The 6739-nt window shown below is 35.1% G+C and carries 6 protein-coding genes; 3 read left to right on the top strand and 3 right to left on the bottom strand.

Annotation, left to right across the window (positions count from 1 at the left end; all coding sequences use genetic code 11):
• Positions 1–476 precede the first annotated feature (476 nt).
• A complete protein-coding gene (locus HNR27_RS02185; protein WP_212919970.1) occupies positions 477–614 on the top strand; it encodes a hypothetical protein in 138 nt (45 codons plus the stop codon).
• Positions 615–798: 184 nt separating this feature from the next.
• Here HNR27_RS02185 and HNR27_RS02180 read toward each other — a convergent pair whose 3' ends face one another.
• The 3 genes from HNR27_RS02180 to HNR27_RS02170 all read right to left on the bottom strand — a co-directional run bounded on the left by HNR27_RS02180 (position 799) and on the right by HNR27_RS02170 (position 4427).
• The gene (locus HNR27_RS02180) at positions 799–1038 is read right to left on the bottom strand and encodes a ferredoxin family protein (RefSeq protein ID WP_212919971.1); all 240 of its coding nucleotides are present in this window, start codon (positions 1036–1038) and stop codon (positions 799–801) included.
• A 111-nt stretch (positions 1039–1149) separates the two neighbouring features.
• Complete coding sequence (locus HNR27_RS02175) at positions 1150–1587, bottom strand: GNAT family N-acetyltransferase (RefSeq protein ID WP_212919972.1); 438 nt, start codon at positions 1585–1587, stop codon at positions 1150–1152.
• Between the two features lie 662 nt (positions 1588–2249).
• Positions 2250–4427: a DNA topoisomerase III gene (locus HNR27_RS02170; RefSeq protein WP_429338591.1), complete on the bottom strand. Its 2178-nt coding sequence runs from the start codon at positions 4425–4427 to the stop codon at positions 2250–2252.
• Positions 4428–4630: 203 nt separating this feature from the next.
• Here HNR27_RS02170 and ytaF point away from each other — a divergent pair, with 203 nt between their 5' ends.
• Together ytaF and HNR27_RS02160 are read left to right on the top strand one after the other, a co-directional pair.
• A complete protein-coding gene (gene ytaF, locus HNR27_RS02165; protein ID WP_212920065.1) occupies positions 4631–5260 on the top strand; it encodes a sporulation membrane protein YtaF in 630 nt (209 codons plus the stop codon).
• Positions 5261–5760: 500 nt separating this feature from the next.
• Positions 5761–6540, top strand: a complete 780-nt coding sequence (locus HNR27_RS02160) for an alpha/beta fold hydrolase (RefSeq protein ID WP_429338590.1) — start codon at positions 5761–5763, stop codon at positions 6538–6540.
• Positions 6541–6739: the final 199 nt, after the last annotated feature.

Below are 6739 nucleotides of genomic sequence, written 5' to 3'. Positions count from 1 at the left end.
TCTATTAGACTGACTTGCCTTGTTTCTCGATTTTTAGTCTATTAGAACGCTTCTATTAGACTCATTTTCCTTGTTTTCCGATTTTTAGTCTATTAGGGGGCTTCTATTAGACTGACTTGCCTTGTTTCTCGATTTTTAGTCTATTAGAACGCTTCTATTAGACTCATTTTCCTTGTTTTCCGATTTTTAGTCTATTAGAACGCTTCTATTAGACTGATTCGCCTTGTTTCCCGATTTTTAGTCTATTAGAACGCTTCTATTAGACTAATTTTCCTTATTCCCCGATTTTTAGTCTATTAGGGCACTTCTATTAGGCAGATTTGCTTGGTTTCCGCAATTTTAGTCTATTACAGTGCATCTATTCATACGTTTTTCCGTAAAAATGAATGTTCAATTCGGTTGGCATCTTCTGTAGTTTAAATATGGCATCTCTATTTTTTGTTCTTTATAATAGAGATAGGAAGGAGTTTAGGGATATGGTAAAAGTAAAAATGAATGTACAAACGGCATATCATGGTGAATTATTTCGGGCAGGCAAGGTTTATGAGGTTGATGAAGAAACGGCTAAAAGATGGATAGCTAGCAAACTAGCTATAAAGGCTGAGGAAGAATAGTTCATAGATTTCACTTCTATAATGTACCGCAAAAGCGTTTCTTGGTTTCCTATATCCTTGCATATTTCATTCAAAAAAAATACGGCAATAAAATTACAAATTTGCCCCTTCGCTTTTTGTTACAACGATGCAAGATAAAAAGTCCCGCTAACATTTATGATGTTAACGGGATTTTTGTGTATGTTTAACGATTGGCGAAGAATTCTTCAGCCTTTTCTAAATAAACTTCTTGTTCAGGTGTCAAATCATATTCTTCTTCAATTGCATTTACTGGGCAAGCAGCTTTACATGCTCCACAGTCAATACAAATATCTGGATCTATGTAGAATTGATCTGGACCTTCTTCTATACAATCAACTGGGCAGACACTAACACACTCTGCTGCCTTTTCTTGCTGACATGGTTCTAATATTACAAAAGCCATCTATTTTAACCCTCCCTAATCCATAATACAAGGCACATCTTCATATTAATGATACAACTAGTAGAAGTTCAAGTAAACTGCTTCACGGAAAATTCATAAAGATAAAGAAGACTAAAGTTCCTTATACATAATTATATGAGGTCCAATTTGTGGATAATGAAACACATCACCATGTGCATAAAAGCCCAGCTTTTCATAATATGCTTGTACTGTCGTTCTTCCATTACACCAGAGTAAATCAAACCCTTCATCCCTTAGCTTTTCTTCAGCATAAGTAACGACTCTTCTACCTGCTCCAAGCATACGATGTTCGTCCAGTGTGGCCATAGCTCGTAAACGATATTGCTTTTCACTAGAAAAATCCGGAAAACTTTCCTTATAAAATGATGCAATTGTGATTAATTTATCATTTAAAAAAGCACCCAAATGAAATGCACCCTCATCATGATCTGTATCATATATACTTTCCTCATACGGTAAGTGTGGCCTTAAGATTTGGTGCCTTATATCATAGGTCATTTCTGGACTAACTTCTCTAATTTCTATCATTTAATTTCCCCCTTTTACTAACTACTATATTAATTCTTCTCGTTCATCATATCTCCTTCTTTATTTAACAAAAAAAAAAACGAATGAAACTAACAAGGATTTAGACAACTGTAGGATTTAATCCTTGCTACGTCTCCTTTTCAACAATTCATTGGTCAAATTGGTATTTAGGAGATACTCTATTCTTCTTTCTATTTTTCTTTTTTTCCAAAGTGATGATTAGAAGCGCTCTATACTTCATTTCTATTCTTCTTTTTTCCAAAAATGATGCTTAGAAGATCCCTAGACCTCATTTCTCTTCTTCTTTTTCCTCAAAATGATGCTTAGGAGCGCTCTATGCTTCATTTCTATTCTTCTCTTTGCCCAAAATGATGCTTAGAAGCTCCCTAGACCTTATTTCTCTTCTTCTTTTTCCTCAAAATGATGCTTAGAAGCGCTCTATGCTTCATCTCTATTCTTCTCTTTGCCCATAATGATGCTTAGAAGCGCTCTATACTTCATTTTTCTTCTTCTCTTTGCCCAAAATGACGTTTATATGAATGCTGTACGTTAGTTTTATGTTTTTTTGCCTAAATTAGTTCCAAATAAAAGAACCACAGCAAGATAAGCTGTGGTAAACTCGTATATCTATATTATTTAATGATTTTTAGAAATTCTTTCTTTTACTTTTCTTTAAACTTGGCTAAAGCTTCTGCAAGAGCATTATTGGCAAATCCATCATCTTGATTTTTTAAATACTTATGAACATCCTTTTTAGAAACCTTATGTTTCTTCTCTTGTTCTCTTCGCTTGTTAAAGGTTGACAGCTTTTCTCGATAGCCACAGGAGCAAGTAAATAATTGTCCTTCGCCTTCACCACGTAATTCTAATCGTTTATGGCAATTTGGGCAACGTGCATTTGTTTTTCTTGCTATATTTTTCTTATGTCCACAGGAGCGGTCCTGGCAGACAAGCATACGTCCATGCTTATTATTAACCTCAAGCATTAATTTTCCACATTCAGGACATTTTGTCCCGGTCATATTATCATGTTTAAATTTACTGTCTTTTCCTTTAATCTCTTGTACAACTTCTTTTGTATAATCCTTGATTTCGCGAATAAATTGATTTTTATTTAATTTACCTTCTGCTATTAAGCTAAGTTTTTGCTCCCATTCAGCGGTTAAAGCCGGGGACCGTAAATCCTCTGGTACAAGATCCAGCAGTTGCTTTCCTTTGGAGGTAATAAAAATATGTTTTCCTTTTAGCTCCATATAGCTACTATTAAATAGCTTTTCAATAATATCCGCACGAGTTGCTACCGTCCCGATTCCTCCTGTTTTTTGCAGGGTTCCAGCTAAATGCTTTTCATCTGGATTCATGTATCGAACTGGATTTTCCATTGCTTGTAACAAAGCACCCTCGGTAAACCGTTCTGGAGGTTTTGTTTCGCCAGTTGTCAAATTAATTGTTATATTTGCCATTACATCATGCTGTTTTACAACCGGTAAACGCTGATTGTCTACCTCCTCCTCATCATCGAAATGACGATCATAGACAGCTTTCCAGCCTTGTTTTTTAACGATTTTCCCTTTTGCTGTAAAGGATTCTGAGCCAATACTTGCGTGAATTGTCGTCTGATCGTACTCATATGCTTCCATTAACACTGCTAAGAAACGCTTGACAACGAGATCATATATTTTTCGTTCCTTATCATCCAAATCCTCCAGAATTACAGGCTCCTCGGTAGGAATAATAGCATGGTGATCACTGACTTTTGCATTATCAACAACAGATTTTGGTAGCTTGCCGATGCCCTTTTGCAGGATCAATTTAGCAAATCGAGCATACTGATCAACACCACATGCCCTTAGACGATCTGTTAATGTTGGAACAATGTCAGTAGAAATAACCCTTGAATCTGTTCTAGGATAAGTTAAAACCTTATGACGTTCATAGAGTTTTTGCATAATCGATAAGGTTTGTTTCCCAGAAAAGCCAAATATACGATTTGCATCCCGTTGCAATTCAGTTAAATCATATAGCTGTGGCGAATGTTTCTTTTTCAGCGTTGTATCGACCTTAATAATTTTTAACGACTGGTCTCTTAGTTTAGCAAGTAATCCATCTGCTTTTTCTTTAGAAAAAATCCTCGAGTTGTTTTTGTTATCCTGCCATGTAAATGTAATACCGCTTTTAGTCTTTGCTACTATTCCGTAAAATGTTTGGGCTTTAAATTCTTGTATTTCCTTTTCTCTTGCAGCGACCATTGCTAATGTTGGTGTTTGGACACGTCCACTAGATAGCTGGGCATTAAATTTTGTTGTAAGTGCGCGTGTAGCATTCAGTCCTACATACCAATCGGCTTCGGAACGAGCAACAGCAGAGGCATATAAATTTTCATAGTTTTTACCTGGCTTTAACTGCTTAAACCCATCACGTATTGCTTTATCTGTGACAGACGAAATCCAAAGTCGTTTAATAGGCTTATTAATCCGAGCTTTTTCAATAATCCATCTTGCCACAAGCTCCCCCTCACGGCCAGCATCTGTAGCAATAACAATTTCCCCTACATCTTTTCGATTAAGCTGTGTTTTTACCGCACTAAATTGCTTTCCAGTTTGCTTCATGACAATAAGCTTTAAAGGGGCAGGAAGCATTGGTAAGTCCTCTAGGCGCCACTGTTTGTATTTATCATCATATGCTTCTGGGTCCGCAAGCGTAATCAGGTGACCAAGAGCCCAGGTCACGATATATTTCGAACCTTCCATAAAGCCATTTCCTTTTTTAGAACAATTAAGAACTCGTGCTATATCACGACCTACGGAAGGTTTTTCTGCTAGAACTAATGTTTTACTCATATGCATAATCCTTTCTAAAAACATCTATTCCTTACTATACCATATTTCGAAGGGCTTGCCCTTTGTAGCACACAACATCACTAAATCCCATAATATAACCTACAGATAGAATACCTAGTAATACATCGCATGAAGCGAAGACTAGGTTACACTAATGCAGGTGAAAACGATGCTTCCATCTGCTAAGTAAAGGATATGGTGATATGCTATACTATACAGGATTATTATTCCTAGTCATTGCTGTAAGCTTAGATGGTTTTGGTGTTGGCGTTTCCTATGGAATGCGTAAGATACTAGTACCAAGAAATGCACTTTCAATCATTATGCTATGTTCAGGAGTAGTTGTTCTTTTTTCCATGCTTCTTGGAAATGTGATAAGTTCCTATTTATCCATACACTTCGCGAAAACTATTGGAGCAGCAATTCTAATATTTATTGGAGTATTCTCCTTAATTAACGCTATTCGAAGTCAACTAAAAAAAGATGATGGGAAAACAAATCAAGCCTCATCACCGAACAACTTCCATCGATTTCGCACCGTTATAGCTACACCTGATAAAGCAGATCTTGACCTTTCTGGAACGATATCCATTGGTGAAGCAGTTTTACTTGGCACTGCTCTAGCATTAGATGCATTTGGTGCGGGAATAGGTGCTGCCATTTTGGGTTATTCCGTGATTCTTACCCCACTCTTAATCGCGTTAATGAGTGGACTATTTGTTCATTTTGGTATAAGGATAGGAATCGTATTATCAAAAAATAAACGCCTGGAACGAATGAACTTTTTACCACCAGTATTGTTAATTACTATTGGGGTTTTGAATTTGTTTTAGAAAAGTTATAATAATGTTCCATTATCAAAGTATTATTATATGGTAACAATCTAGAAAATGGATTCCTCATGTTTCGAAAAATCGAGAATCTAGTTATAGTCTCGCTATAGCATCATAAAGTAAAAAAGCTTTATTCGCTTGAGAATAGCTTTAAACTTATTTTCCAATTTTAATAATTTAGTAGTGATAAAGTAGAACAAAGAAATTCTTATAATAAGCATGGAGAAGGTATATAAAATTATGAAGGGCTATCTAATAGGTAGTCCTTTTTACTATTTAAGATAGATCGACTTTTGCTGTAAGTAAGTTGTTTTGAAAAGACGTATTATATTTGAAAGTGCGTTGTTTTGGGTTAATTTAAGAGATTATATCTCTTTTCTCCTTTTTAATATCAGTTTATTTCGATTTTTATGCTAACATAAAGGTAGTATGTGAAACCATGTACTTATAACGAACGACGCCGTTTTCTTAATAACTTAACTAAAAAGAGGGTGGATGGTTTGAGTTTAAATTATCAAGTGTATGGAGATAAGAATGCTCCATTGATGGTGTTTTTACACGGGGGTGGAGTAAGCAGCTGGATGTGGGATAAGCAAGTTCAATATTTCAGTAATTATCATTGTATTACCATAGATCTACCAGAACAAGGAGCAAGTACAGATACAGAGGAGTTCTCCATTCAGTTTAGTGCCGAAAAAGTTAATGAGATAATAGAGAAGGAAGCAAACGGTAAAGAGGTAATTGTTATTGGGTTCTCACTAGGGGCACAGGTTGCTATAAAAATGCTGAGCCTAAATTCCAATTTAATTGATTATGCCATTATTAACAGTGCATTAGTAAGACCCAACTCAATAATTAGAAAAATGATAAGACCGATGATAAAATTGTCCTTTCCATTAGTTAAAAATAAATTCTTTTCAAAACTTCAAGCGAAAACACTATATATCGGACAGGAATACTTTGATACATATTTTAAGGAAAGCTCACAAATGAAATCAGATACACTGATTAGAATATTAAAGGAAAATATGTCATTTGAAATACCCGAAGCTTTTATGAAATCAAAAAGTAAAATACTCGTTACTGTTGGGGAAAAAGAAAAATCAGTAATGAAAAAATCAGCAATAGATATAGTTGCAAATAATTCAAATTGCACTGGAATAATTATCCCTAAGGTTGGCCACGGAATATCTTTGGTGAATCCTGATTTCTTTAACCAATTGATAAAAACTTGGATACATGAAGGTACTTTGCCAAAAGAAGTAACATTAATAAAGTAAAAAAAGTTAGAGGAACGGTTCCTTTGCATAAGGGGATTACTGAAATGTTCAAACCTCTTACATAACCCAAACCTATATCTGCTGGATTAGGATCCGTTTTGATTTATTTTTTTCAAAATGGATTCTTTATATGTAATGTAAAAAGAAGATTAGGAAGGTGTTTTTAATAAAATCCTATTCCAAAGCTATATAATCTTGT

Source organism: Ornithinibacillus bavariensis (assembly GCF_050433565.1).
In the GTDB taxonomy this organism is placed as follows: Bacteria; Bacillota; Bacilli; order Bacillales; family Amphibacillaceae; genus Ornithinibacillus; species Ornithinibacillus bavariensis.
This window is presented reverse-complemented; position numbering and strand designations above follow the sequence as displayed.

What these genes read in the sequence shown, in the direction of transcription:
- HNR27_RS02170 (WP_429338591.1), bottom strand. Translation starts at nt 4,427, where the DNA reads ATGAGTAAAACATTAGTTCTAGCAGAAAAACCTTCCGTAGGTCGTGAT.
- ytaF (WP_212920065.1), top strand. Translation starts at nt 4,631, where the DNA reads ATGCTATACTATACAGGATTATTATTCCTAGTCATTGCTGTAAGCTTA.
- HNR27_RS02185 (WP_212919970.1), top strand. Translation starts at nt 477, where the DNA reads ATGGTAAAAGTAAAAATGAATGTACAAACGGCATATCATGGTGAATTA.
- HNR27_RS02175 (WP_212919972.1), bottom strand. Translation starts at nt 1,587, where the DNA reads ATGATAGAAATTAGAGAAGTTAGTCCAGAAATGACCTATGATATAAGG.
- HNR27_RS02180 (WP_212919971.1), bottom strand. Translation starts at nt 1,038, where the DNA reads ATGGCTTTTGTAATATTAGAACCATGTCAGCAAGAAAAGGCAGCAGAG.